Source organism: Pseudomonas sp. C7.1, from assembly GCF_056312395.1.
Genome location: NZ_JBWDTL010000003.1, coordinates 3,061,926 through 3,085,830 on the forward strand (window position 1 = coordinate 3,061,926; position 23,905 = coordinate 3,085,830).

A 23,905-nucleotide genomic window follows, 5' to 3' on the forward strand; every position below is an offset into this window, starting at 1 on the left:
TTCGCTCAGTGACTGACCAGCCACCGGGCGAATTATCACAAAGCAGCAGTCACTCCGCCGTCGGCTTTTTCGCCCGTGGCTTCTTCTCCTTGACCGCAGCCGCTGGCTCCTCCTTCTTCGGCTCCTCCTTGTCGTCCTCGTCCATGCCCATGGCGGCGATATCGCGCAGGCGTTCGACCACCCGCGCATTGACGCTGCCCGCCGGGAATTGCCCCTGCTCATTGGGCGAACCGGCATCCGCACCGACCAACAGGCTCAGCGCCTCGTCGACCTGGCGCACGGCATAGATATGAAACTGCCCGGCGCGCACTGCCTGCAGCACGCGCTCATCGAGCATCAAGGTGGTGACGTTGGAGTGCGGGATGATCGCGCCCTGCTCGCTGGTCAGGCCGCGCGCCTCACACAGGCGGAAGAAGCCTTCGATCTTCTCGTTGACCCCGCCAACCGCCTGCACTTCACCAAACTGGTTGATCGAACCGGTAATGGCGAAACACTGCTTGAGCGGCGTGCGCGACAGTGCCGAGATCAGCGTGCAGACCTCGCCGAGCGAGGCGCTGTCACCGTCGACATAGCCGTAGGACTGCTCAAGGGCGATGCTCGCGGAGATTTCCAGGGGGAACTCCTGGGCATAACGGCTGCCCAAGTAACCGGTGAGGATCATCACGCCTTTGGAGTGGATCGGCTGACCCAGATTCACCTCGCGCTCGATGTCGACGATACCGCTGCCGCCCGGATAAACCGTGGCGGAAATCCGCGCCGGCACACCAAAGGCCGAGTCGCCGACTTCCAGCACGGTCAGGCCGTTGCACTTGCCTACGGCGGCGCCGGCGGTATCGATCAAGATGATGCCGGCCAGCATGTCGTCGATAATCCGCGCCGAAACGCGACCCGTGCGGGTGGCCTTGGCCTTTAGCGCACGCTCGATATGCCCGGCGTCGGTTACTTCATCGCCGGCCAGGCTGCGGATAAAGTCGGCCTCACTGACCAGCTGGAACAGATCACCGATGCGCGCCGACAACCGCCCCTGGTGCTCTGCCAAGCGCGCACTGTAGGTGGCCACCCGCGCTACAGCAGCGGCGGTGAGCGGTGCCATGCCCTCCTCCGAGGTGCGGGTTTTCATCAACTGGGCGAACTGCTCCAAGCTGTCGTCGGCCAGCGGAATGTCTTCATCGAAGTCGACCAGGACGCGGAACATCTCTTGGAAGTCCGGATCAAGGTCTTGCAGCGTGTAATACAGTTGGCGCGACCCGATGATCACCACCTTGAGGTGCAGCGGGATCATCTGCGGGGTCAGGGTCACGGTGGCGATGCGGCCGAGGTCACCGAGCGGCGACTCCATCTTCAGCTGGCGCGATTGCAGGGCGCGCTTGAGCGCATCCCAAACAAACGGCTCGCCGAGCATCTTCTCCGCTTCAAGAATCAGAAAGCCACCGTTGGCGCGATGCAGCGCGCCGGGGCGCAGCTGGCGGTAGCTGGTGTAGAGCGCGCCCTGGTCGGTGTTGTATTCGATACGGCCAAACAGATTGTCGTAGGTCGGGTGCGGCTCGAACACCACCGGCGCGCCACCCTGGGCGTGATGACCAACCACTAGGCTCGGGCAGTATTGCTCTTCGAGCAGCTTGCGGGTTTGTGCGTCGGCCTTCTCCACTTCAACCAGCTGATCGACCACGGTTTTCAGCAGGTTGACCTGCACGGCCTGCAGATAGGCGCAAACTCCGGCATTTTCCGCGTACTTCTCTGACAGCGGCGCGAGCAGCGGCTGCAGGGCGATGGTGATGGTCTCCTCATTAAGCTGGCGCAACAGGTTGCTCGACTCGCGCTTCCACTGCGGCAGGCTGGACAGTTCCTCGTTAAGGCGCTCTTCCAGGCTGGCGATATCAACATGGAAGCGCTCACGCTCGGTTTCTGGCAGCTGGGCGAACTCGGCCTCATCCAATGCCTTGCCGTCGAGCATCGGGGTGAAGGCGATATTGCTGCTGTCACGATAGAGGGCGACGTTCTTTTCCAGCGACAGGCGCTCGACCACATCCAGCGCCTGGTCGTAGCGCTTATTGAAGTCGCGGTCGATGGCGTTCTTTTTCTGCTGGAACGAGGGGTGCTCAAACACCGCCGGGAAGGTCGCCAGCAGGTTATCGATCAGACCATTGATATCAGCAAGAAACTCGCTAGCCGTACCAGACGGCAACTCCAGCGCACGCGGCTCGCGCGGCTCATCGAAATGGTTGACGTACACCCGGTCAGCCGGAGTTTCCAGACGCTTGGCTTCGGCCTTGAGGTAGCGTTTGACGAAGGAGAAACGCCCGGTGCCGGGCTCGCCCATGACAAACACGTTATAACCGGGGCGCGGCATCGCCACGCCGAACTGCAGCGCCTCTACGGCGCGCTCCTGGCCCAATACGCCACGGAAGGGTTCGAGGTCTTCGGTATTGCTGAAATTGAACTGCTCAGGGGAAAAGGGACGGGTAAGTGCTTCAGGTGCCAACCGCAAATGGGCTGCGACGGAGTCTGGCATTGGAAATCCTTAGACGTGAGGGCTGGGCAAATCATCGCCCCATACCCGGCTCGCCACAAGCAGTATGCTTGATCTAGCGCATGCGCCCTACCGCCGTTTTTTTTACAATGCCCTCACCTTTTCAAGGAGTTGCCCATGAGCTTGTTCCAGGAAGTGGCGGTATTACTGGCCCTCTCAGCCTTGGTCGGCGGCATCGCGGTGAAACTGCGCCAGCCGCTGATCATCGCCTACATTCTGGTTGGCATCCTTGCCGGCCCAGCTGTGCTGGGCCTAAGCAGTGAAAACGAGCCCCTGCAGCTGCTCGCGGAAATCGGCATCACGGTGCTGCTGTTCGTGGTCGGCCTCAAGCTGGATATGCGTTTGGTGCGCACCCTAGGCCCAGTGGCGCTGGCCACAGGCCTGGGCCAGCTGACCTTTACCATCGTCTTCGGTTATGGCCTGTGCTATCTGCTGGGTTTGGAGTGGCTGACCGCGCTGTATGTGGCCGTAGCGCTGACGTTCTCCAGCACCATCATCATCGTCAAACTGCTCTCCGACAAAGGCGAGATCGACTCGCTGCACGGGCGCATTGCCATGGGCTTCCTGATTGTCCAGGACATCGCCGTGGTGCTGGCTATGCTCGGCCTCAACCTGTATCAGCCGAGCAACGCAGAGCAACCCGGCATGCACCCGTTGCTATTGGCAGCCACCCTGCTCGGCAGCCTGGCCGTGCTGTTTGTGCTGATGCGTTACGCCCTGCCGCGCTTGCTGAATATGATGGCCGACTCACCCGAGCTGCTGATGCTGATGGCCATCGCCTGGGGCACCTTGCTGGCGGCAGGTGCCGACTCGCTGGGCCTGTCCAAGGAAATCGGCGCGTTTCTCGCCGGTTTCTCTCGGCCTCGACCTCGCTGCGCGAAGCGGTGGCCAGCCGCCTGACCAGCCTGCGCGACTTCCTGCTGCTGTTCTTCTTTCTACACTTGGGCCTGCAGCTGGACTTTGCCCATATTCACGGGCAAATCGGCAGTGCGCTGATCCTCTCGGCCTTCGTGCTGATCGGCAACCCGCTGATCGTCATGGCCATCATGGGCTGGATGGGCTATCGCAAGCGCACCGGGTTTATGGCCGGGCTGACCGTGGCGCAGATCAGCGAGTTCTCGATCATCTTTGTCGCCATGGGCATCGGCCTCGGCCATATCGGCCAGGACGCCCTGGGCCTGACCACTCTGGTGGGGCTGATCACCATTACGCTATCGACCTATATGATTCTCTACGCGCAGCCGCTATTCGCGCGCCTGTCACCCTGGCTGGGGCCGTTCGAGCGGCATATCCCGCACCGGGAAAACGCCGACGACAACGCCCCAGCCGGTGAGCAGCCAGATATCATCGTTTATGGTATGGGCCGCTACGGGCGCCAACTGGCCGCACAACTGGAGCAAGGTGGCCGCCGCGTCCTAGGCGTGGATTTCGACCCGCAGGCCTTGGCTCTGGCCCGTGAAGAAGGCCTCAACGCCTGCTACGGCGACGCCGAGGATGCGGACTTTCTTAGCCATATGCCGCTACACCACGCCCAGGCGCTGATCAGCACCATCCCCCAGCGCGAGGTCAACGCCATCCTGTTTCGCGCCTTACGCAGTGCGGCGTTCAAGGGGCAGATCACCCTCAGTGCGTTTCGCTCCGGTGATGCCGAAGCGCTACACCATGCCGGCGCAGCCAGCGTGCTGCGGCCTTATAGCGATGCGGCGCAAACCGCAGCACAGCGTTTGCTGGAAGAAATCAAACAGGTGTGAGGCCAGCGGCTGCGGCCGGCATGCACACACAAAAACGGAGCCTTGCGGCTCCGTTTTGTATTGCTGCGCGAGCTTACTGCGCCAGCTTCTTGTAACGCACGCGGTGCGGCTGCGCGGCAGCGTCGCCCAGGCGTTTTTTACGGTCAGCTTCGTACTCGGTGTAGTTACCTTCGAAGAACTCGATATGCGAGTCGTCTTCGTACGCCAGGATGTGGGTCGCTACGCGATCCAGGAACCAGCGATCGTGAGAGATCACAATGGCCGCACCTGGGAAGTCGAGCAGCGCTTCTTCCAGCGAACGCAGGGTTTCCACGTCGAGGTCGTTGGACGGCTCGTCCAGCAGCAGCACATTGGCGCCCTCTTTCAGGGTCAGGGCCAGGTGCAGACGGCCGCGCTCACCACCGGAGAGATCCTTGACGAACTTCTGCTGGTCGCCGCCTTTGAAGTTGAAGCGACCGACATAGGTGCGCGACGGCACTTCATAGTTGCCGATCTTGATCATGTCGGAGCCACCGGAAACGGCTTCCCACACGGTCTTGCTGCCGTCGAGGTCGTCGCGGCTCTGGTCAACGCAGGCCAGTTGTACGGTTTCACCGATCTCGATGCTGCCTGAGTCCGGCTGCTCCTTGCCCATCAGCATGCGGAACAGGGTCGACTTACCAGCGCCGTTACCGCCTATCACGCCGACTATGGCGCCCTTGGGCATGCTGAACGACAGGTTGTCGATCAGCGCGCGGTCGCCGTAGCCCTTGCTGACGTTAACGAAGTCGATGACCTTGTCGCCCAGACGCGGGCCGACCGGGATGTAGATTTCGTTGGTCTCGCTGCGCTTCTGGAATTCCTGGGACTGCATTTCTTCGAAACGCTGCAGGCGCGCCTTGGACTTGGACTGACGAGCTTTGGCGCCTTTGCGCACCCACTCCAGCTCTTCCTTCATGGCCTTTTCATGGGCCGACTGCTGCTTGGATTCCTGGGCCAGACGATCCGATTTGGCTTCCAACCAACCCGAATAGTTTCCCTCGTAGGGAATGCCCGCGCCGCGGTCGAGTTCGAGAATCCAGCCAGCGACGTTGTCCAGGAAGTACCGGTCGTGGGTGATCGCGACCACGGTGCCGGGGAAGTCATGGAGGAAGTGCTCCAGCCAGGCCACCGAGTCGGCGTCCAGGTGGTTGGTTGGCTCATCCAGCAGCAGCATGTCGGGGGCCGACAGCAGCAGGCGGCACAGGGCCACACGGCGCTTTTCACCACCGGAGAGGAATTCGACCTTGGCATCCCAGGCCGGCAGGCGCAGGGCGTCGGCGGCGACTTCCAGCTGACGCTCAAGGTTGTGGCCATCGCTGGTTTGCAGAATGGCTTCCAGCTTGGCCTGCTCAGCGGCCAGCTTGTCGAAGTCGGCATCCGGCTCGGCGTAAGCGGCGTACACCTGATCCAGGCGCGCCTGGGCGTCCTTGATCTGGCTCACGGCCTCTTCCACCACTTCGCGCACGGTCTTGCTCGGGTCGAGCTGCGGCTCCTGCGGCAGGTAGCCGATATTCAGCTCCGGCATCGGACGGGCTTCGCCATCGAACTCGGTGTCGACCCCGGCCATGATCTTCAGCAAGGTGGATTTACCCGAACCGTTGAGGCCGAGTACGCCGATCTTCGCGCCGGGGAAGAACGACAGGGAGATGTTCTTGAGGATTTCCCGCTTCGGCGGCACTACTTTGCCGAGCCGATGCATGGTGTAAACGTATTGAGCCATGATGACCTTGGTTCTGGGTTGAAACGAAAGAGAAGCCGCCAACTGATGCGTGCAGCCTAAGACCACACGGCGGGGGCGGAGCCGCCAGGCGATGCCAGCGCAGCGGACGTTGCACAGTCACGCGCGCGTGCGGCAAAGCTACCGGAATGTGCCGAACAGGGCAAACGACGCTCGTCGGCGGCGCTGGCACTTTGCCACGGTTATGGCATGCTAGCTGCCCCCTGCATGCCGGCCGTTCTGCGCACCCGCCAGGGACCCACCCATCGCCGCCGCCCCAGGATGTAAGTCTTTGCCAACAGTCACGCCCCCAACTACACCGCGCACACCTGGCCCTGCGCCAGCTGTGACGATGCGTGGGCCGACGCGAGGCGCACTGGTGGTGCTGGTGTTGAGCATGTTGGTGTTGTTGCTCTGGCAACTGCGTCAGGAATCCCAGCAACTGCTCAACAACCAGCGCCAGCTTGGCCTGGCCTACAGCTCGCAACTGGCCAACCACCTGGGCCTGAACATGGAGCTCAAGGCCGGCGCCGGCCAGGCTCTGTTGCAGTCCCATGTGCTGCCGCCAAGCAGCCCAGATGAGCTGGAAGAGCTGTTGCACACCTTACGCGGCGTCTTCCCGGCCCTGCGCAGCCTGGCCTGGCTGAATAGCCAAGGCCGGATTATCGCCGACAGCCATGCGCCCACCGAAGATGTGCTGTACCTGGCCGAGTTGCTGCAACGCGGCGGCGGCGAAAGCTTCTTCTACGCCTTCAGTGCCAACGACCATGGAAGTATCTACCTGCTGCTGCGGCGCAACACCGACAGCGCCGCCAGCGGCTACTGGGTGTTGCGTTTGAGTAATCAGGCGTTAACCAGTTGGCTGCAGGAGCATCATCAAAGCCCGCACCACTGGCTACTGGAAGACCGCAACGCACAACGGGTGATTGCCAGCAACACGCCCCAGAGCACCAACAGCTCATCGGTGGCGCCGCCGGTTACCGCCGAGAACCTTGACCAGAGCATGCTGCAATCCCCGTTAAAGGGCAGCGACTGGCAACTGCGTGCGCTGTTCAATGAACGCAAGGTGCGGGCCGAGCAACTGCCGCAGCAAGCCAGCAAGCTGCTGCTGTTTATTCTCTGCGCCACCCTCACGCTGCTTGCGCTGTATCGCCTGCTGCATGAACAACGCAGCTTGCATGCCCTGAATACCGCCTCGCGGCGTTCGCTGCAGCAAGCCGCCAGCGTACTGGGCGCCATTGAGGAGCGCGTGCTGGTCACCGACAGCAGCGGCCAGCTGCAATACCTCAACCCGCAGGCCGAGGCGATGTTCGGCCTGAGCAACAGCGAGGCGTGCAACTGGCACCTGCTCAAACTGCTGCCGCGCCTCGACCCGCTGCTGCTGCACGACACCGCCCTGCACAACGACCTCGGCCCGGACCTGGTGGAAATCCAGCAGGAAGGCGTTCCCCACCTTTACGACATCAGCCGCAGCGACCTGAGCGAAGACAACAAACGCACCGGTTTTGTCTGGGTGCTGCGCGATGTCACCGAAGAGCAGCACGCCTCGCACGTGCTGCAGGAAACCCGCAGGCGTTACCAGGACATCTTCGATGGCACCGGCACCGCCCTCTGCGTGCTCGACCTCACCGAACTGCAGCGTTATCTGCAACAGCAGCAACTGCGCAACATGGCCAGCCTGCAACGCTGGCTGGACGAAGACCCGCAGCACCATAGCGAACTCTGCCAGCGCCTGCGCCTGACCGAAACCAATCAGGTGGCCCTGCAACTGCTCGGCGTCAACTCCAGCCAGCAGGCCTGGCAGCACCTGTTCAACAGCGGCCCGCTGCGCCCAGAAGGCTTCCGCATGCAGCTGATCGGCGCCTTGCTCAACGGCGACGGCCAGCTGGAAATGGAGCGCCAGATCCTTACCCTGCAAGGCCACGAGCGGCATCTGTGGCTATTACTGCGCCTACCAGAAAGCATCGACGACCTGCAGGCTGTGACCCTAAGCATCAGCGATATCACCAACCGCAAACGCATCGAAACCTCGCTGATTGAGCGCGAGCGCTTCTGGTCAGATGTGGTCAACGCGGTACCCGACACCATCTATGTGCACGACATCGCCGACAAGCGGGTGATGTACAGCAACAACCACCTCGGCCCGCAGCTGGGCTACAGCAAGGCGGAAATGCGCGATCTCGGTGAGCGTCCGTGGGAGAAAATCCTCCATCCCGACGATGTCGAGCTGTACCAGCGCATGCGCAATATCCAGCAGGTGCAGGGCAATGGCCTGCTGATGCAGTTCGAGCTACGCTGGCGGCACCGCGATGGCAGCTGGCACTGGTTCGATATCCGCGAGCAGGCTCTGTCACGCGACCCTAAAGGCAGGGTTGGCCGCTTGATCGGCGTGGCCAAGGACATCACCGAGCAGATCACCCACAGCGAATCCCTGCGCACCAGCGAGCAGCGTTATCGCCTGCTGGCGGAAAGCATCAGCGACGTGATTTTCTCCACCGATGCTCAGCTGCAGCTCAACTATGTCAGCCCGTCAGTAATGCCGGTGCTCGGCTATGACAGTGAGTGGGCGCTGGCCAATGGCTTCGAGAGCCTGACCACCAACCCGCGTCAGTTGATGGGCTTCTACGCCCTGCTCGACCGCGTGCGCAACGCTCTTGGCGATCCGCAGCGGCTGGCCGAACTGCGTGCTGAATTCCTGCCGCAGCTGTTTGTCTTCGATGCACTACGCGCCGACGGCCAGAAAATCCCGATAGAACTGCGCCTGGTGCCAATGTGGGATGACAGCGGGCGCTTCGAAGGCCTGCTGGGTGTAGGCCGCGACATCAGCCTGCAGCGCCGCGCGGAGAAAGACCTACGCATGGCCGCCACGGTGTTCGAGCACTCCACGGCGGCGATTCTGGTTACCGACCCGGCCGGCTATATCGTCCAGGTCAACAACGCCTTCAGCCGGGTCAGCGGCTACAGCTCCAAGCAGATTCTCGACCAACTGCCGAACATGCTCACCGCCGACACCCAGCAGGCCAACCACCTGGCCTATGTGATCAAACAGCTCAACCAGCAGGGCAGCTGGGAAGGCGAGGTGTGGCTCAAGCGCCGCAGCGGCGAGAAATTCCCGGCCTGGGTCGGCATCACCGCCGTCAGGGACGATGAAGGCGACCTGGTCAGCTACGTGTGCTTCTTCAGCGACATCAGCGAACGCAAAGCCAGCGAGCAGCGCATCCATCGCCTGGCCTACTACGACGCCCTGACCCAGCTGCCTAACCGCACGCTGTTCCAGGACCGCCTGCACAGCGCCCTGCAGCACGGCGAGCGGCACCAGGAATGGGTGGTGCTGATGTTCCTCGACCTCGACCGCTTCAAGCCGATCAACGACTCCCTTGGCCACGCCGCCGGCGACCGTATGCTCAAGGAAGTCGCCGTGCGCCTGTGCGCCTGCGTAGACAGTGACGACACCGTGGCGCGCATGGGCGGCGACGAATTCACCCTGCTGCTGCAATCCCAGGCCCAGCGTGACGGCGCACTGAAACGTGCGATTCACGTCGGCGAGCAGATTCTCGCCAGCCTGGCGCAGCCGTTTATCCTTGAAGGCCGTGAGTTCTTCGTCACCGCCAGTATCGGTATTGCCCTGGCGCCGCAGGATGGCAACGAGTTGAGCCAGCTGATGAAGAACGCCGACACAGCCATGTACCACGCCAAGGAACGCGGCAAGAACAACTTTCAGTTTTACCAGGCCGATATGAACGCCAGCGCCCTGGAGCGCCTGGAGCTGGAAAGCGACCTGCGCCACGCCCTCGAACAGGGCGAGTTCAAGCTGTATTACCAACCGCAATTTTCCGGCGACGGCAAGCGCCTGACCGGCGCCGAAGCGCTGCTGCGCTGGCAGCATCCGCAGCGCGGCCTGGTGCCCCCGAATGACTTTATTCCGGTGCTCGAAGAGCTGGGCCTGGTGGTGCAGGTCGGCGACTGGGTGCTGCGCGAGTCCTGCCGGCAACTGGCCGAGTGGCACGAGACGAAGATTCGCGTACCGAAGATTTCGGTCAACCTCTCGGCCCGTCAGTTTGCCGAAGGTGACCTGCATCAGCGGATCGCGCAGGTCCTTGAAGAAAGCGGCATTCCCGCCGGCTGTCTAGAGCTGGAACTGACCGAAAGTATCTTGATGGAAGACGTGGCCAACGCCATGCTCACCCTCAGCAGCCTGAAGAAACTCGGCGTATTTATCGCCATCGACGACTTCGGCACCGGCTACAGCTCGCTGAACTACCTCAAGCAGTTCCCCATCGACGTGCTGAAGATCGACCGCAGCTTTGTCGACGGCCTGCCCCACGGCGAGCAGGACGGCCAGATTGCCCGGGCGATCATCGCCATGGCCCACAGCCTTAATCTCACGGTAATCGCCGAAGGCGTAGAAACTTTGGCCCAACTGGATTTCCTGCGCGGTCACGACTGTGACGAAGTGCAGGGCTTCCTGCTCGGCCGGCCCATGCCGGCGCACCAATTCACCGCCCTGTTCACCGGCACCGCGCTGTTTATGCTGGGCTGAGCCGCCTGCGCGCATGAGCCCCGCTTGTCCGCCAGATGACCACGCTTCATATGCCTGTTTATGACGGATGGGGTAGAATTCGCCCCCTCTTTCTACCGCCCAGCTGATTTTCTCAGGGGAATGCTATGTTCAGCCGTGATTTGACTATCGCCCGTTATGACGCCGAATTGTTTGCCGCGATGGAGCAAGAAGCCCAGCGCCAGGAACATCACATCGAGCTGATCGCCTCGGAGAACTACACCAGCCCAGCTGTGATGGAAGCCCAAGGCTCGGTGCTGACCAACAAGTACGCCGAAGGCTACCCAGGCAAGCGTTACTACGGCGGTTGCGAATACGTCGACATCGTTGAGCAGTTGGCCATCGACCGCGCCAAAGAATTGTTCGGCGCCGACTACGCCAACGTTCAGCCGCACTCCGGCAGCCAGGCCAACAGCGCCGTGTATTTGGCCCTGCTGGAGACCGGTGACACCGTACTGGGCATGAGCCTGGCCCACGGCGGCCACCTGACTCACGGTGCCAGCGTCAGCTTCTCCGGCAAGATGTACAACGCCGTGCAGTACGGCATCACCGATGCCGGCCTGATCGATTACGACGAAGTCGAGCGCCTGGCCGTTGAGCACAAGCCGAAGATGATCATCGCCGGCTTCAGCGCTTACTCGCAGGTTCTAGACTTCCCGCGCTTCCGCGCCATCGCCGACAAGGTCGGCGCCTACCTGTTCGTCGACATGGCCCACGTAGCCGGCCTGGTTGCTGCTGGCGTGTACCCGAACCCGGTGCCGTTTGCCGACGTGGTCACCACCACCACCCACAAAACCCTGCGCGGCCCGCGCGGCGGTTTGATCCTGGCGCGCGCCAACGAAGCGCTGGAGAAGAAATTCAACTCCGCAGTATTCCCAGGCGGCCAAGGCGGCCCGCTGGAGCACGTGATCGCCGCCAAGGCCGTGTGCTTCAAGGAAGCCCTGCAGCCTGAGTTCAAGACCTACCAGCAGCAAGTAATCAAGAACGCCCAGGCCATGGCCAGCGTGTTTATTGAAAACGGCTACGACGTGGTTTCCGGCGGCACTGAGAACCACCTGTTCCTGCTCAGCCTGATCAAGCAGGACATCACCGGCAAAGACGCCGATGCCGCCCTGGGTCGCGCCTTTATCACCGTGAACAAGAACAGCGTACCAAACGATCCACGCTCGCCATTCGTCACCTCCGGCCTGCGCATCGGCACCCCAGCCGTGACCACCCGCGGCTTCAAGGAAGACGAGTGCCGCGCACTGGCGGGCTGGATCTGCGAAATCCTCGCCAACCTGGGCGACGACGCGGTTGAAGCCCGTATTCGCGAGCAGGTGAAAGCGGTCTGCGCCAAGTTCCCGGTTTACGGCAACTAAGTTCAGCCAGCGCCCACACGGAAAACCCGCCTGTTTGGCGGGTTTTTTCTATGTGTAGAATGCGGCTCACGCAGATAAAGCAGGCCACCGGCAGCAGCCTTGGCTATAGTGGATAAAACCTCGCAGGAGTTTCTTTGCATGAGCGAAACAGCCAATGAGCGGCGGCGCTTTCACCGCATCGCCTTCGACGCCCCCACAGAGATCGTGCAAGAAGAGCGGCGCTGGGCAGTTGAACTGCATGACGTGTCGCTGAAAGGCCTGTTGATCAAGCGCCCCGACGGTTGGAACGGCGATCCTAACCAACCATTCGAGGCCAATATCCAACTGGCCGACGACACCCGCGTGCAGATGGAAATGGTACTGACCCGCACCCAGGCAGACCTGCTCGGCTTTGTTTGCCGGCATATCGACCTCGACTCGATCAGCCACCTGCGCCGTCTGGTAGAGCTGAACCTCGGCGATGAGAGCCTGCTGGAGCGCGAACTGGCCGCATTAGGCGAAGACGAGTAAAGCAAAAGGAGGCCTCGCCTCCTTTTTTACGCCTGCCTGTTCGATTGTTACTCGAACAACGCATCCAACGCCTGCTCCAGGCGCGTTACAGCAATCACCTGCAAACCCGGCGGCGGATCTTTCGGCGCGTTGCCCTTGGGCACAATGGCGCGTTTGAAGCCATGCTTGGCCGCCTCTTTCAAACGCTCCTGACCGCTTGGCACCGGGCGTATCTCGCCGGACAAACCGACCTCACCAAACACCAGCAGATCGTGCGGCAGCGGCTTGTTGCGCAGACTGGAGATCACTGCGGCCATCAGGGCCAGATCCGATGCAGTCTCCAGCACCTTGACCCCGCCAACCACGTTGAGAAACACGTCCTGGTCGTAGGTGGGAATACCGCCATGGCGGTGCAGCACCGCCAGCAGCATGGCCAGGCGATTCTGATCCAGACCTAGCGTCACGCGGCGCGGGTTGGCCATATGGCTGGTATCGACCAGCGCCTGCACTTCCACCAGCATCGGCCGGGTGCCTTCCCAGGTGGCCATTACCACGCTGCCGGGAACTTCTTCCTGGGCGCGCGTAAGAAAAATCGCCGAGGGGTTGGTGACCTCTTTCAGACCCTTGTCGGTCATACCGAACACACCCAGCTCGTTGATCGCGCCGAAGCGGTTTTTCACCGCACGCAGCAGGCGCAGACGGCCATCGGACTCGCCTTCGAAATACAGCACGGTGTCGACCATGTGCTCAAGCACGCGCGGGCCAGCCAGGGCGCCCTCCTTGGTCACATGGCCCACCAGAAATATCGCCGTGCCGCTCTGTTTAGCAAAGCGCACCAGCAGCGCCGCACTCTCGCGCACCTGAGATACGCCACCAGGAGCGGAGGACAGTTGTTCGGTAAAGATGGTCTGGATCGAGTCGATCACCATCACCTTGGGCTTTTCCAGCCGCGCGGTGGCGATGATGCTTTCGATACAGGTTTCGGTCATGACCTTGAGCTTGTCTTCCGGCAAGCCCAGGCGGCGGGCGCGCATGGCCACCTGCTGCTGGGATTCCTCGCCAGTGACATACAGCGCGGGAAAGCGCGTGGCGATATTGCACAGGGTCTGCAGCAGGATGGTCGATTTGCCGATACCGGGATCACCGCCGATCAACACCACCGACCCATCAACCAATCCACCGCCTAGTACGCGGTCGAGTTCGCCGGATGCGGTGGAAAAGCGCGGCACTTCCTCGACGCTAACCTCGGCCAGGGTCTTGATCTGCACCTGCTCACCCGCCCAGCCGGAACGTCCGCTGGGCGTTGCCGCATTGGCTTCGAGCAGGGTCTCGACCAGGGTGTTCCAGGCCCCGCACTCGCCGCACTGGCCGGCCCATTTGGAAAAGGTCGAGCCGCACTCAGTGCAGCCATACATGCGCTTGGCCTTGGCCATGACGGACTCCTATAAACGCTGAGCCCGGATCATACGAAATAGCTGGATATATTTACAGTCCCGCAACTTAGAACCTGTTTAGGATCTCGCGAGCTAGGAGCCTGCAAGGCAAAAACAGCCAATGACGTTATGGCGCGCTACCCAGAAGGCCGACCAGCTCGTCCTTGAGACTGACGCGCTGCATCTTCAGGCCCAGCAGCAACATCTCATCCATGGCCACCCGGCCGCTTTCCGCCTCATAGATGCGCTTATCAAGCGCTTCATACTCCTCGGCCAGGCGAGCGAAGTGCCCATCACTGGACAACAAGGTGTGCAGCTGCGTCTTGAATTCGGGAAACTCGCGGTGCAGCGGATGATGTTCCAGTGGCATAGCAACATCCTCGTGGCGGGCCTCCACTGAGCCTAGCCCAGTCGCGCCGCATCTGCCGAATGGCTTGCAACAGGGGTCCCAGGCAATTTCTGCTATCTTTGCCCAAGCGTCAGGAGCCATTAAAGAGAACAGGTTATGAGTACAACATCAGGATGTTCGGCGTGCCGTGACGGCAAAGGATTGGGATTCCCTATCAGCATGGCCTTTCAGCCCATTATCAACCTGAACACCGGCACCATATTCGCCCACGAAGCGTTGGTGCGCGGCACCGCCGGTGAATCCGCCGGCAGCCTCTTGAGTAAGCTCAACGCAGATAATCTTTATACGTTCGATCAAACCTGCCGGATTACCGCCCTGGAATGGGCAGCCAAACTGCAGGTGCCGGCCATGGTTTCGATCAACTTTATGCCTAACGCGGTGTACAAGCCCGAAACCTGCATCCGCGCGACGCTGGAAGCGGCCAAACGCTTCAACTTCCCGTTGGAGCGGATCATCTTTGAGGTCACCGAACAGGAGCAGGTGCAAGATATCGACCACCTCACCAACATCCTTCGCGCGTACCGCAAGCAGGGCTTTATGACGGCGATTGATGACTTTGGCGCAGGCTATGCCGGCCTCAACCTGCTGGCCGACTTTCAGCCCGACCTGATCAAGCTGGACATGCATTTGGTCCGCAATATCGATCAGGACAGCGTGCGGCAGATTCTGGTCGAAGCCGCCCTGCAGATGTGCCGCAAACTGAATATCCGAGTGATTGCCGAAGGCATCGAGAGCCTCGGTGAACTGCATGCATTGCGCGACATGGGCGTGGAGCTGTTTCAGGGTTACCTGCTGGCCAAACCGGGCTTCGAGTCGCTACCCGAGGTCAATTACCCTGCTTGATAAGTGGCTGGCAAGCGACGCGCGCTGAATTACACTCAGCGCAACCTCACTTACCAGGGAACGCAGTATGAGCATACTCAGTGAATTCAAAGCCTTTGCAGTCAAAGGCAACGTGGTCGATATGGCCGTGGGCATCATCATCGGCGCGGCCTTTGGCAAGATCGTCTCGTCCTTTGTCGGTGACGTGGTGATGCCGCCACTGGGTGTGCTGATTGGCGGCGTGGACTTCTCCGACCTGGCCATAGTGCTCAAGGCAGCCGAGGGCGATATCGCCGCAGTGACCCTGTCCTATGGCAAATTTATCCAGAGCCTGATTGATTTTGTGATTGTGGCCTTTGCCATCTTTATGGGCATCAAGGTGCTGAACAAACTCAAGCGCGAAGAAGAAGCCGCACCTGAAGTGCCCGCCGCACCGACCAAGGATCAGCAACTGCTCAGCGAAATCCGCGACTTGCTCAAAGCGCAGCAAGCCAAGGAGTAGCCGGCAGGGAGGCTGTCTACAGTCCTTGCGGCGCTTTGCAAGCTTGTTGTTGCGGCGGCCGTATTTTAAAGCTGCTATTTCCAGTGCCGGTTGCTCCCCCCCCTGTGGGTCGAGCGTGACAATACCGATAGCCGCGCAAGCCATATGGCTATTGGCTGCACTCTACGAGGGGGAGGCTTTTTCAGACCATCCTTAACTCACATTAAGCCTTACAAATTGGCCCTGCCAACACCCGCTTTTTAACTAGACTGCAGAAAACTGTGATGCGTTTTAGCCTAGGCAGCTAACGCTGGCTGCGCAGCGAAACATAGGACAGGTAGCGCAACAAGCGCAAACCCTGGCCTCTAGACGCTGGGCTCTTCTTAATTAGTTAAGGCCGAATCATGACCGATAATGCCGACGACGAACTCTTCAACTTCGACGCCGAACCCGGCCAGGAGCTTGCGGAGAACCCTCGACACAGCTGGAATGTGCTGATCGTGGATGACGACCAGGACGTTCACCAGTCCACCTGCTTCGCCCTGGCCAACACAGAGATTCTCAGCCGCCCGCTCAAGTTTTTGCATGCCTACTCGGCCGAGCAAGCCACCGTCCTGCTCGACGAAAACCCTCAAGTGGCGGTGATTCTTCTGGATGTGGTGATGGAGTCGGAGCATGCCGGCCTGCACTTGGTTAAACGCATTCGTGAAGAGATGGGCAACAACGAAACGCGCATAATCCTTCGCACCGGGCAACCGGGTTACGCACCGGAATTGGAAGCCATTCGCGACTACGACATCAATGATTACAAAACCAAATCTGAGCTGACCCGCAATCGCCTCTACACCTCGCTGACCACCGCCATTCGCTCCTACGACCAAATTCACACCATCAACGCCAGTCGCCGTGGCCTGGGCATGGTGATTCGCGCCAGCAGCCAGCTACTGGCGCGCCAAGGCGTCAGTGAATTTGCCGCTGGCGTCATCACGCAGATTTGCGGCCTACTCGGCCTCCCTCCTGAAGGGCTGGTATGCGCTTACGACCATGAACTTTTACCGGCTAATGCCTTGATCGTGGCCGCAGCCGGCAATCTTACGAGCTGCATCGATAAACAACTGAGCCAGCTGCCCGACCTGAACGTGGCGGAGGCCCTCAAGCAAGCGCTCAGCGAGCGGCGTAATCTTTACGCCGAGACCAGCACCACGTTGTTCTTCCAGAGCCAAGGCCACAACCACATGGCCGCCTACCTACAAACCGAGCACGCACTGGACGAGCTGGACAAACAGCTGCTGGAAGTGTTTTGCAGCAATATCGTCGTCACCCTGGAGAACGTGCTACTGCTCAACCAGCTTAAGGACCACGCCTACAACGATCAGCTGCTGCACATTCCCAACCGCCTGGCGCTGGTACATGCCCTGGATCGCGCCCTGGCCAGCACCACCGGCGGCGAACTGACTCTGGCCGTGCTCGATATCGATGGTTTTTCAGAGCTCAACGACACCATGGGGCACAAGTATGGCGATGCCATGCTGCAAGCCATGAGCAAGCGCCTGCAGATCTCGCTGCCGAGCAGTAGCCTGCTAGCGCGGGTGGATGGCGATGTGTTCGGCATCCTAGCCGAACACAGCACACTCAGCCCCGAGCACTTGCAAAGCCTGCTACACGCCCCCTTGCAGCTTGAAAAGCTTAGCCAGCGCATCACCGCCACCATTGGCCTTGCCCGGCTGGACCAAGTGGATGGCACAGGCAGCGACGTCCTTAAAGCGGCCAGCATCGCCCTTAAACACGGCAAACAGCAGCAACGCGGCAGTGTGCATAACTTTACCCGCCTGATGGAGTTTGAGACCCGCGCCAGGGTGCAGTTACTTCAAGACCTGCGCCTGGCGTTCGAACACGAGCGCCTGTACGTGGTTTACCAACCGCAGTTCAGCCTACAAAGCAACCAATTGGTCGGCGTCGAAGCACTGTTGCGATGGCGCACCGAAGACAACCGCTTCGTCTCGCCGGCCGAGTTCATTCCACTGGCCGAAAGCTCAGGCTTGATCGTCGCGCTGGGTGAGTGGGTGCTACGCATGGCCTGCCATGACTTGGGCAAAATCAACCAACACAGCCCCTATGCGCTGCGCATGGCGATCAACGTATCAATGGTGCAACTGCGCCATCCAGGTTTTATCGACATGCTCAGCAGCGCGTTGGCGGAGAGCCGCGTACAACCGCAGCTAGTTGAGCTTGAGATCACCGAGTCTATAGCCATGCTCGAGGCCGATCTGATGACCGTGCTCATCGAGCAGATCAAATCGCGTGGCCTAACACTGGCCGTGGACGACTTCGGCACAGGTTTTTCCTCGCTCAGCTACCTTGAGCAATTGAACGTAGACCGCCTGAAAATAGACCTTAGTTTTATTCGCCAGTTGGAGCAAAGCGACGGCAGTCGGCGCATTGTCGAAACAATTATCCAGCTGGGTCAGAGCCTTAACCTGGAGGTCATTGCCGAAGGAATTGAACAGCAAAGCCAGGCAACACTGCTCAAGCAGATGGGTTGCCACGAGGGTCAGGGCTACCTGTTTGCCAAGCCCATGCCGCTGCACGAATTGCTGACCTTTATCACCATGCAACAGAGCGAATAAGCCATGCACCGTTTGAGCTTACCGCACCTAGCCCTCATGGTATTGGCGTTGTTCGGCAGCGCCTGCAGTGACCCCGAGCCGATCCGCCTGGGTTTTATAGCAGGCCTGTCCGGGGCCAACGCCGACCTCGGCCTGGCAGCCCGCAACGGAGCACAACTGGCCATTGAACAACACAACGCGGCAACGCATAACAGCAAAGGCCATGTGCAACTGATTATCCGTGATGACGAGCTGAACCCGGAACAAGGTAAAAAAGCCCTGGCCGGCCTTCTTCAACAACAGGTACACGCCATCATAGGCCCTATGACCAGCGCGGTTGCCATGGCCCTCGCGCCATTGGCCACTGAGGCAGGGGTGCTGTTGATGGGGGGTACGGTGAGCACCGACAGGCTTAACCGCCGCGACGATCAATTCTTCCGCACCATTGGCAGCAATGATGAACATGCCCGCTCGATAGCCACTCGCCTACGGCAAACCCACAATATCGAACGCATCAGCCTGATTGTCGATCATCGCAATAAAGCTTACACCGACTCCTGGTCAGGCCATTTCAACGCGCGTTTTGACGAACTGGGCGGAAGCATGGTGCAGACCACAGCATTTGAATCGTCCTCATCGCCCGACTATGCCCTGATAGCCAGCCAAGCTTTAGCCAAAGCACCTCAAGCCGTGCTACTGATCACCAGTAGCCTGGACGCCGCCTTATTGATCAATCAGCTGCGCCAACAGCAAGAGTCGCTGACCATTGCCACCTCTGAGTGGGCCGGTAGCGGCAAGCTAATTGAGTTAGCCGGCCAAGCGGCGGAGGACGTGATCGTCGCGCAGTACATCAACACCCAAGACCAGTCCCCGGCCTATATCGCGTTTCGCGAGAGTTTTATCGAGCGTTTTAGGGAAGATCCCGGTTTTCCGGCCATAACCGCCTATAACGCCACGCGCATAGTACTTCAGGGCTTGAGCGAGCAACGCGACGATGAAACCCTCAAACAAACCCTCTTGCGCCTACGCCGCTTCCCTGGCGTGCAGGGCTCCATAGAGTTCAACGCCTTCGGTGACGCACACACGAGCACCTACCTCACCTATATCCGCAACGGCCAGTACCACTATGCTGATTAAACGCCGCACCGCAGACCTGACCGTCACCACGCGGCTCAGCGCCTGCAGGATATCGAATAGGCCCAAACAGCCGATCGGCCTCGATGAGTTCAGCGACGACAAACAACCGTCTCTACCTACGAGTGATCCAGCATGGTTGCCTCATCGCCCTTGAAAAATCTGCTCAAGGCACGCCCTCTTCTGATCACCCTGGCCAGCCGATTTACCCTCGTGGCGGCGCTGCCAATCCTCGCTGTTGCACTGTTATTTCGGCTGTACTATGAACCCCTGATGCTCGAGGGCATCAATACTCGCCAGGGGCTCGCCGCCGACAATATCGCCCGTCAATTGGAACGCCACTTTGCCACCGCCGACCGCGAACTGGGTTCACTGGCCAAACTGTTCAACAGTGCGGCAGACCTCAGTGAAGCGCAAATACAGACGCTGCTCGACGCCTATGCGGACACCTCAGACTTCTACGAGGCCATCTACCTGAGCGACGCGCAAGGGCGCATCCGCGCAATCGGCATACCTGAAGCCAAACGCAGCCTACGGCAAAACCTCTACGGCCTGGACATCTCGGCACGGGATTTCGTACGTAAAGCTCAGACCGAACAAACGGGGGCTTGGTCCGACAGTTTTATGTCCACCGTCAGCTCACGCCTGGCTGTAGCCCTCGCCTGGCCACTCGGCCAACGCATGCTGATCGGTGAAGTGGCCATCACACCCCTACCCGAACTGGCCCGCCAGTTAAGCCAAGATGGTGCGCTGCAAGTACTGATAGTGGATCGCCAGCGCCAGCTGATCGCCAGTTCTAAAACCCGCAAAGTCGGTCAGCAACTGAATTTAGGTCATCTAGCCGTGCTCCAAGGCACAAGCAGACACTTGCAGCCCTTACAGATTGATAATCAGGACATGGTCGGCCTGGTGCGAACCGTACACGGCCCCGAGTGGCAAGTGCTGGTAGTTCAACCCAGCGAGCAAGCCTACGCCCTGCTGAGCTCAACTTGGCAGCGCCTGCTCTTTTCACTGGCTGCCACGCTGGCAGTGGCAATGGGCATTGCGGCACTCACCAGCTGGAGCCTGGCCAGTAAAATATCGCTGTTCAGCCGCCAGGTTAGTCAGATTGCCGACGGTCGTTACGACCTAGCGGTACAAACCGCATCAATCAGTGAGCTCAATACCTTGGGCGACAGCCTCAAGCGCATGGTGGGGGCGATCCGCGAACGGGAAGAAGCCTTGCAGGCGACGGCGCAGAGCTTCCGCGAAAGTGAAGATCGCCTGCTTGCCACCCTGGAAAACACACCCAACGTGGCCATACAGTGGTTCGACGCGCAAGGCCACATTGTGCTGTGGAACCATGCCAGTGAAACGCTGTACGGCGTTAGCCGCGACCAGGCGATAGGCCAGACCCTCGACAAATTGTTCTATACCGCCGAACAACAGCAGTTGTTTAAAGCCATGCTCAAAGAAACCGCCAAGGGCACTGCTATAGGCCCTTACCTGAGCGAAGTGCGCCTGCCGGATAAGCGCCAAGTATTTGTTCTAGGTACGACATTCGCTTTGCCGAGCAATCAAGGGCAACAGATCTTCGTGTGTATGGACATCGACGTCACAGAGCAGAAAAAAGCAGAAATCGCCTACCGCGAACTGAATGCCAACCTGGAGCTGCGCGTTGCAGAACGCACCGAAGCCCTTAGCCAGAGCAACACAGAACTCAACCAAACCATGAGTTCCCTGCAAAGGGCGCACAATGAACTGGTGCAGAGTGAAAAGCTCGCAGCGCTTGGCTCGCTGGTGGCCGGCATTGCCCACGAACTCAATACGCCAGTGGGCAACAGCTTAATGGCGGCCAGCACCCTGGAAGATCATAGCCGCAGCATTGCCTCCACCATCGAAAGCGGCACGCTGAAACGCTCCACGCTGGAACAGTTTATCGAGGACAACAAAACAGCCACCGACATTCTTGTGCGCAACCTGCGCAAAGCGAGCGAGCTGATTACCAGTTTCAAACAGGTGGCGGTCGATCAGGCCAGCGCCCAACGCAGGCGCTTCCAGCTCAACGAGGTAATCAAGGAAATCCTCATCACCCTGGGCCCAACCCTAAAAAAGACACCGTTCGAGATCGAGAGCAACATCGACGACAGCATTGAGTTGGACAGCTATCCCGGTGCGCTGGGGCAAGTGCTGGTTAACCTGATAAACAACGCCCTGATCCACGGCCTGCATGGGCTTACGCGCGGCAAAATCGGCTTGTATGCCTTCCCCTATGAGCCAGGCTGGATTGAGCTGGCACTGTCGGATAACGGCCACGGAATTAGCGAAGAAAATCTGTCGCGTATTTTCGACCCCTTCTTCACCACCCGCTTGGGTCAAGGTGGCAGCGGGCTGGGGCTAAACATCGTGCACAACCTGGTCACAGGCGTCCTAGGCGGTAGGTTAGAGGTTGCCAGCCAGCTGGGCTGGGGCGCGCGCTTCGCCATTCGTCTGCCGATCAGTGCTCCGCTCGCTGACGCGCCGCCTGTTGATGCGCCAGCCGCTACCAATAGTTCTCCACCGCCACCTGCCCCGGCCGACGAGTCAGACTGAGCTGCAAATCGCGCTGTTTCAGCAGCGCGCGAGTGTCGTCGATCATTTGCGGGTTGCCGCAGACCATCAGCCGCGAATGCGCCGGATCAAGGCTTAGCCCTGCCGCTCGTTCCAGCTCGCCACTTTCCAGCAAGCGGGTGATGCGCCCATTCAGGCAGCCGGGCACTTGCTCGCGGGTGACCAGCGGTAGATAGACAAAACGCTCGGCGTACGCCTGCAGATGCTCCTGCTGCATCAACCCGTGGATCAGCGGCTGATAGGCCAGCTCGCTGGCCGTGCGTGCGCTGTACACCAGCACCACACGGGCAAAGCGTTGCCATACCTCCAATCCCTGCAGAATCGACAGAAACGGTGCCAGGCCGGTGCCGCTGGCCAGCAGCCAAAGGTCGCGACCATCGGCAAAGCGATCCAGGGTGAGAAAACCCAGCGCCTGTTTCTCCACCAACAGGCTGTCGCCGACCTGCAACCGGCTTAGCTCGGAGGTGAACTCGCCGCCCGGCACGACGATGGAAAAGAATTCGAGGAATTCATCGTGGGGCGCCGACGCCATCGAATACGCGCGCCAAACCACCGAGCCGTCAGCTTTTTCTACGCCGAGACGGGCGAACTGCCCGGCCCGGAAGCGAAAGCCCACATCACGCGTACAGCGCAGGCTAAACAGGCTGGGCGACCAGACCTGAATAGCGGTAAGGGTTTGCTGGGTGAACTTGTCGTCGCTGGTCATGCGGACACCGGGTTTATGCGGATTGCATAACCCCAGTGTGGCGCAACGCCGGGCTGACAAACACCGGCAAAACCTGGGGACTCTTGGCCTTTACCCTTAGAACCTGTTCTTAGCGGCGATTGACCGCCTGCGCGGCACGCAGCACATCCGCACCGATTTCCGCTTCGAAGGTCTTCCACATCGGGCTCAGCGCCGTGCGCCAGGCGGCACGCTCTTCGGCCGTAAGGGTGACCACTTTGGCATTGCCAGCGACGATGATGCGTTCGCGATCACTGTTGTTCAGCGCCTCAGCGTCCTTGCTCACCGCGAAGGAGACCTCTTCGATGATTGCTTCCAGTTCGGTGCGGGTCTTGTAGGGAATGCTGGTCCAGAACTCCTTGCTGCTGATCAGCATATAGCTCAGCGAGCCGTGATTAAGCTCGCTGATAAACGGCTGCACGGTGTCGACCTTCTGGCTGGCGATGTTCGACCACGGCCCTTCGGTGCCTTGGATGGTGCCAGCCTGCAGCGCCTTGAATGCCTCGGCGAACGGCATTTTCACGGCCTTGGCGCCAAGCTGAGCAAATTGCGCTTCCAGCACCGACGAAGGCTGGATGCGGAAAGTCAGCCCTTTGGCATCCTCAGGTTTGCGCAGCTCACGGTTGGAGGTCAGCTGCTTCATGCCGTTATTCCAGTAGGCCAGGCCGTAGATGCCCTGGTTGGACATGGAATGCAGCAGCTCACGGCTCTTGTCGCGCTTCTGGAAGCGCTTGACGGCCTCCAGGTCATCGAACAGGAACGGCAGGTCAAACACCTGCAGCTGCTTGGTGTAGGCCTCGAACTTGGACAGCGAAGGCGCCAGCATCTGCACCTTGCCCTCGCGCAGCGCATTGATCTCCTCGCCATCACCGAACAGCGTCGAGTTCGGGTAAACCTCAACCGTAATCTGGCCGGCCAGGCGCTCTTCCACCAGCTTTTGAACAGCAGCGCACCCTTGCCCTTGGGAGTGTCCTCGGCCACCACGTGGGAGAACTTGATAACGATGGGCGCCTTGCCTTCCGCCTGGGCCGGGCTTGCCGCAACCAGCAACGCAGTGACGGTTAAAGACAACAGGGACTTGAACATGAACATACCTTTTTGCAAATAGAACGCCGTGAAGCCTGCATAAGCAGGCCTCATTGAGTGGGGGTGTGGGCTATGGATGATTCGGCGGACGCGGCAGAGCAGCGGCGCAGTCCTGATCATCAGGCGCTACCAGATCGCAGCCGGGCGTAACGCTCGGGGCCTGGTTATTATTTGAATGCCGACCTTGCTGACTC

15 protein-coding genes and 1 pseudogene are annotated in these 23,905 nt (G+C 60.2%); 10 read left to right on the forward strand and 6 right to left on the reverse strand.

Going from position 1 to position 23,905, the window contains the following annotated elements; translation table 11 throughout:
- Positions 1-49 precede the first annotated feature (49 nt).
- Positions 50-2,512, reverse strand: a complete 2,463-nt coding sequence (locus AC0T4W_RS17820; RefSeq protein ID WP_476321231.1) for a Lon protease family protein — start codon at positions 2,510-2,512, stop codon at positions 50-52.
- A 135-nt stretch (positions 2,513-2,647) separates the two neighbouring features.
- Here AC0T4W_RS17820 and AC0T4W_RS17825 point away from each other — a divergent pair, with 135 nt between their 5' ends.
- On the forward strand, positions 2,648-3,430 hold the full coding sequence (locus tag AC0T4W_RS17825; protein ID WP_476321233.1) for a cation:proton antiporter domain-containing protein: 783 nt from the start codon (positions 2,648-2,650) through the stop codon (positions 3,428-3,430).
- Positions 3,415-4,281 (forward strand): NAD-binding protein, encoded by an 867-nt coding sequence (locus AC0T4W_RS17830; protein ID WP_476321235.1) that lies wholly within the window; start codon positions 3,415-3,417, stop codon positions 4,279-4,281. The genes AC0T4W_RS17825 and AC0T4W_RS17830 overlap by 16 nt, the downstream gene beginning before the upstream one ends.
- 73 nt (positions 4,282-4,354) lie before the next feature.
- Here the strand turns inward: AC0T4W_RS17830 and ettA are convergent, their stop codons facing one another.
- A complete protein-coding gene (gene ettA, locus AC0T4W_RS17835) occupies positions 4,355-6,022 on the reverse strand; it encodes an energy-dependent translational throttle protein EttA (protein ID WP_275960645.1) in 1,668 nt (555 codons plus the stop codon).
- Between the two features lie 349 nt (positions 6,023-6,371).
- Between ettA and AC0T4W_RS17840 the strand changes: the two genes are divergently transcribed.
- From AC0T4W_RS17840 to AC0T4W_RS17850, 3 genes are all read left to right on the forward strand, one after another.
- Positions 6,372-10,559: a bifunctional diguanylate cyclase/phosphodiesterase gene (locus tag AC0T4W_RS17840; protein ID WP_476321238.1), complete on the forward strand. Its 4,188-nt coding sequence runs from the start codon at positions 6,372-6,374 to the stop codon at positions 10,557-10,559.
- A gap of 125 nt (positions 10,560-10,684) precedes the next feature.
- The gene (gene glyA, locus AC0T4W_RS17845; RefSeq protein ID WP_476321240.1) at positions 10,685-11,938 is read left to right on the forward strand and encodes a serine hydroxymethyltransferase; all 1,254 of its coding nucleotides are present in this window, start codon (positions 10,685-10,687) and stop codon (positions 11,936-11,938) included.
- 138 nt (positions 11,939-12,076) lie between these two features.
- Positions 12,077-12,448, forward strand: coding sequence for a PilZ domain-containing protein (locus AC0T4W_RS17850; protein WP_476321242.1), 372 nt, complete (start codon positions 12,077-12,079; stop codon positions 12,446-12,448).
- A 47-nt stretch (positions 12,449-12,495) separates the two neighbouring features.
- Here AC0T4W_RS17850 and radA read toward each other — a convergent pair whose 3' ends face one another.
- The gene (gene radA, locus AC0T4W_RS17855) at positions 12,496-13,860 is read right to left on the reverse strand and encodes a DNA repair protein RadA (RefSeq protein WP_476321244.1); all 1,365 of its coding nucleotides are present in this window, start codon (positions 13,858-13,860) and stop codon (positions 12,496-12,498) included.
- Between the two features lie 127 nt (positions 13,861-13,987).
- Entirely contained in the window at positions 13,988-14,230 is a 243-nt protein-coding gene (locus AC0T4W_RS17860) for an HP1242/YdcH family protein (protein WP_476321246.1), read from the reverse strand.
- Positions 14,231-14,428: 198 nt separating this feature from the next.
- Between AC0T4W_RS17860 and AC0T4W_RS17865 the strand changes: the two genes are divergently transcribed.
- The 5 genes from AC0T4W_RS17865 (at position 14,429) to AC0T4W_RS17885 (ending at position 21,883) form a co-directional block, all read left to right on the forward strand.
- The gene (locus tag AC0T4W_RS17865; protein ID WP_476321248.1) at positions 14,429-15,112 is read left to right on the forward strand and encodes an EAL domain-containing protein; all 684 of its coding nucleotides are present in this window, start codon (positions 14,429-14,431) and stop codon (positions 15,110-15,112) included.
- A 67-nt stretch (positions 15,113-15,179) separates the two neighbouring features.
- The gene (mscL, locus tag AC0T4W_RS17870) at positions 15,180-15,593 is read left to right on the forward strand and encodes a large-conductance mechanosensitive channel protein MscL (RefSeq protein ID WP_476321250.1); all 414 of its coding nucleotides are present in this window, start codon (positions 15,180-15,182) and stop codon (positions 15,591-15,593) included.
- 383 nt (positions 15,594-15,976) lie between these two features.
- Positions 15,977-18,199, forward strand: a complete 2,223-nt coding sequence (locus AC0T4W_RS17875) for a putative bifunctional diguanylate cyclase/phosphodiesterase (protein WP_476321252.1) — start codon at positions 15,977-15,979, stop codon at positions 18,197-18,199.
- A 3-nt stretch (positions 18,200-18,202) separates the two neighbouring features.
- Entirely contained in the window at positions 18,203-19,315 is a 1,113-nt protein-coding gene (locus AC0T4W_RS17880) for an ABC transporter substrate-binding protein (RefSeq protein ID WP_476321254.1), read from the forward strand.
- 132 nt (positions 19,316-19,447) lie between these two features.
- Positions 19,448-21,883: an ATP-binding protein gene (locus AC0T4W_RS17885; protein ID WP_476321256.1), complete on the forward strand. Its 2,436-nt coding sequence runs from the start codon at positions 19,448-19,450 to the stop codon at positions 21,881-21,883.
- Here AC0T4W_RS17885 and AC0T4W_RS17890 read toward each other — a convergent pair.
- Both AC0T4W_RS17890 and AC0T4W_RS17895 read right to left on the reverse strand, forming a co-directional pair.
- Positions 21,834-22,607: a ferredoxin--NADP reductase gene (locus tag AC0T4W_RS17890; RefSeq protein ID WP_476321258.1), complete on the reverse strand. Its 774-nt coding sequence runs from the start codon at positions 22,605-22,607 to the stop codon at positions 21,834-21,836. The two genes, AC0T4W_RS17885 and AC0T4W_RS17890, sit on opposite strands and share 50 nt — an antisense overlap.
- A gap of 109 nt (positions 22,608-22,716) precedes the next feature.
- Positions 22,717-23,711, reverse strand: a pseudogene (locus AC0T4W_RS17895) (TRAP transporter substrate-binding protein).
- Positions 23,712-23,905 lie beyond the last annotated feature (194 nt).